Below are 3273 nucleotides of genomic sequence, written 5' to 3' on the forward strand. Positions count from 1 at the left end.
CGCCGTACCCCGTGCCGTCGTCCCCGGTGGCGCGGCGGACGGTCGCGCGGGGCCGGCCGCGCAGCACGGCGGGCTGGTCGTCGTCCCGGCCGAAGGCGTCCCGGCCGGTGCCGGTCCGGTCGATGCGAGCCGGCACCAGGGCCGGGTACGGCGTGCTGAGCGCGGCGTCGAACAGCGCCAGCGCGGTCTCGGTGGGCAGCGGCAGCAGCCCGCCGCGACCCAGCCGGGCCACATCCACCCCGCCCAGATGACCGGTCATGCCGCTGGCCTGCTCCCAGTACCCCCAGGCCAGCGATGTCGCCGGCAGCCCGTGGGCACGGCGGTGCGCGGCCAGCCCGTCGAGGAAGGCGTTCGCGGCGGCGTAGTTCGCCTGCCCCGGGGTGCCCAGCACGCCCGCGGCCGACGAGTAGAGCACGAAGGCGGCGAGATCGGCCTGCCGGGTCAGCTCGTGCAGGTTCCACGCCGCGTCGGCCTTCGGCCGGGCCACCGTCCGCAGCCGCGACGGGGTCAGCCCGGTGACGGTGGCGTCGTCGAGGACACCAGCCGTGTGGATCACAGCGGTGAGCGGGTGGACGCGGGGGACGGCGTCCAGGAGAGCGGCCAGCGCGTCACGGTCGGCGACGTCGACGGCAGCCAGGGTGACGGCCGCGCCCAGCTCGGTGAGCTCGGAGACGAACGCCGCGGCACCGTCCGCCCCCGGCCCGCCGCGGCTGACCAGCAGCAGATGCCGCACGTTGTGGTGGGTGACCAGCCGGCGGGCGGCCAGCCGGCCGAGCGTCCCCGTCCCGCCGGTGATCAGGACCGTGCCGTCGGGGTCGAGCCGGCCGGGCACGGTCAGCGCGAGCTTGCCGACGTGGCGGGCCTGGGAGAGGTGCCGCAGCGCGCGGGGGGCATGCCGCACGTCCCACGCCGCGACGGGCAGCGGGCGCAGCGCGTCCTCGGCGAACAGCCCGGCCAGCTCGCCGAGCAGCTCGGCGATCCGCTCCGGTGGGACGTCCGCGAGCAGGTCGAACGGCAGGTAGGAGACGCCGGGATGGTCCGCGGCCACGTCGTCGGGGTGCCGCGGGTCGGTCTTGCCCATCTCGACGAACCGGCCGCCCGGGCCGAGCATCCGCAGGGACGCGTCGGTGAACTCGTGCGCCAGCGCGTTGAGCACCACGTCGACCCGGCCGAAGCGGGCCTCGAAGCCGTCGGCGGGATCGAGCTCGCGAGAGGAGGCGATGTGGTCGTCGTCCAGGCCGAGTGCGCGCAGCACGTCCCACTTCGCGGGGCTGGCGGTCGCGAACACCTCCGCACCCCGGTGGTGCGCGAGCGCGACGGCGGCCTGTCCGACCCCGCCGGTGGCGGCGTGCACCAGCACCCGCTCGCCCGGCCGCAGGGCGCCGAGGTCGAACAGACCGTGGTAGGCGGTGAGGAACGCGACCGGGACGGTGGCGGCCTGTGTGAACGACCAGCCCGCCGGGAACCCGACGAGCAGCCTGCGGTCGACCCGGACGAGCGTGCCGGCGTTGCCCGGCAGCAGTCCCATGACCCGGTCGCCGGGGGCGAGGTCGGTGACGTCGGGGGCGACCTCGACGACCACGCCGGCCCCTTCGGCGCCGATGCGGGCCCGGCCGGGATAGACACCAAGAGTGATCAAAACGTCGCGGAAGTTCACGCCGAGGGCCCGTGGGGCGACCCGGACCTGCCCCGGCTCCAGCGGCAGCGCCGCGTCCGGGTCGTCCACCAGCGCGAGCGAGTCCAGGCTGCCGGGCGAGGTGACGTCGAGACGCCATGGCACGGTGCCGGCGTCACGTTCGGTGTCATGGCCGCTGTCCCGGCTGGTGCCGATGGTGCTGCCGGTCGCAGGCAGCAGCTCGCCCGAGGCAGCCGAACCGGGCGCCGGCTGCCGCGTGAGCCGGGGGAGCAGCACCACGCTGTCACGGACCGCCACCTGAGGTTCCCCGCTGGCCACCGCCGCCGCCACTGCCGCCGCGCGCGCCGGATCGGCACCGGGGTCGCCGTCGAGGTCGAGTACGACGAACCGGCCGGGATGCTCGGACTGGGCCGAGCGCACCAGTCCCCAGGCCGCGGCCGCGGCAAGGTCCGCGACGTCCTCGCCGATGCGGGTGGCGACCGCGCCGCGGGTCACCAGGACCAGCCGGCCCGCCGCGAAACGCTCGTCGGCGAGCCAGGCCTGCGCCGTGGCGAGCACCCGTTCGGTGGTGGCCGCGACGGCCGCCGGGACGTCCGGCGTCGCCGGGACGCTCTCCGCCGCCGGAATGGTCACCGTTGCCGGGACGCCCGGTGCGGCCGGAGCGCTCACCCAGACGGCGACGGTGGCCGGCACCGGCCCATCAGGGGGAAGTTCCGGGAGGATCTCGACAGCGTCGACAGGTGAGGCGTCGGCGGGTGAGGTGTCCGCGGGTGTCGTGGCCGCCGGCAGCGGCGACCAGTCCAGCAGGTACGCCACGTCGGTGCCACCGGCGACCAGCGTGCCGGGCGCGACCGGCCGCAGCGCCAGCGCACCGACGGCCACCACCGCGGCGCCGGCCGGGTCGGCGGCGTGCACGCTCACCGTGTCCGTGCCGGCCGGCCGGACGCGGACCCGCAGCGTGCTGGCCCCGGTGGCGGCCAGGGAGACGTCCGTCCAGGCGAACGGCAGCCGCAGGGCACCACCCGGCGCGGGCAGCAGGCCGACGACCGCGTGCAGGGCGGCGTCGAGCAGGGCGGGGTGCAGCCCGTACCCCTCGGCGGCGCCCGCGACGGGCAGCGCGACCTCGGCGAGGACGTCGTCACCGTGCTGCCAGGCGGCGTGCAGGCCGCGGAAGAACGGGCCGTAGCCGTATCCGTCGTCGGCGAGCCGGTCGTAGAGGCCGTCGAGGTCGATGCCGACCGCGCCGGGCGGTGGCCACTGCCCGGCGAGATCGTCCGGTGCCGGGGCCGGTGGATCCTGGGTGAGCAGGCCGGTGGCGTGGTGGGTCCAGGGGATCTCGCCGTTGGGGTGGGTGTCGTCGCCACCCGGACGGGAGTCCTCCGGACGGGAGTACAGCGTCACCGGGCGCGTGCCGGGGTCGTCGCGCTCCGGCGGGCCCACCGCGAGCTGGAACCGGACGCCGCCGCCGTCCGGGATCACCAGCGGGGCGTGCAACGTGAGTTCCCGCAGGTGGCCGTGGCCGACCTGGGCTCCGGCGTGCAGGGCGAGCTCGACGGCCGCCGCGCCCGGCAGCACCGTGGTGCCGGCGACGGCGTGGTCGGCGAGCCAGGGCTGGGTGGCCGTGGCCAGCCGTCCGG

General features: G+C 76.8%; 1 protein-coding gene. It reads right to left on the bottom strand.

Annotated features, from left to right (window positions below):
* A partial coding sequence (locus tag DD1DGNOD_RS27135) for an SDR family NAD(P)-dependent oxidoreductase (RefSeq protein ID WP_165036776.1) occupies window positions 1–3273 on the bottom strand: 3273 nt, incomplete at both ends.

The organism is Candidatus Protofrankia californiensis, assembly GCF_900634765.1.
In the GTDB taxonomy this organism is placed as follows: domain Bacteria; phylum Actinomycetota; class Actinomycetes; order Frankiales; family Frankiaceae; genus Protofrankia; species Protofrankia californiensis.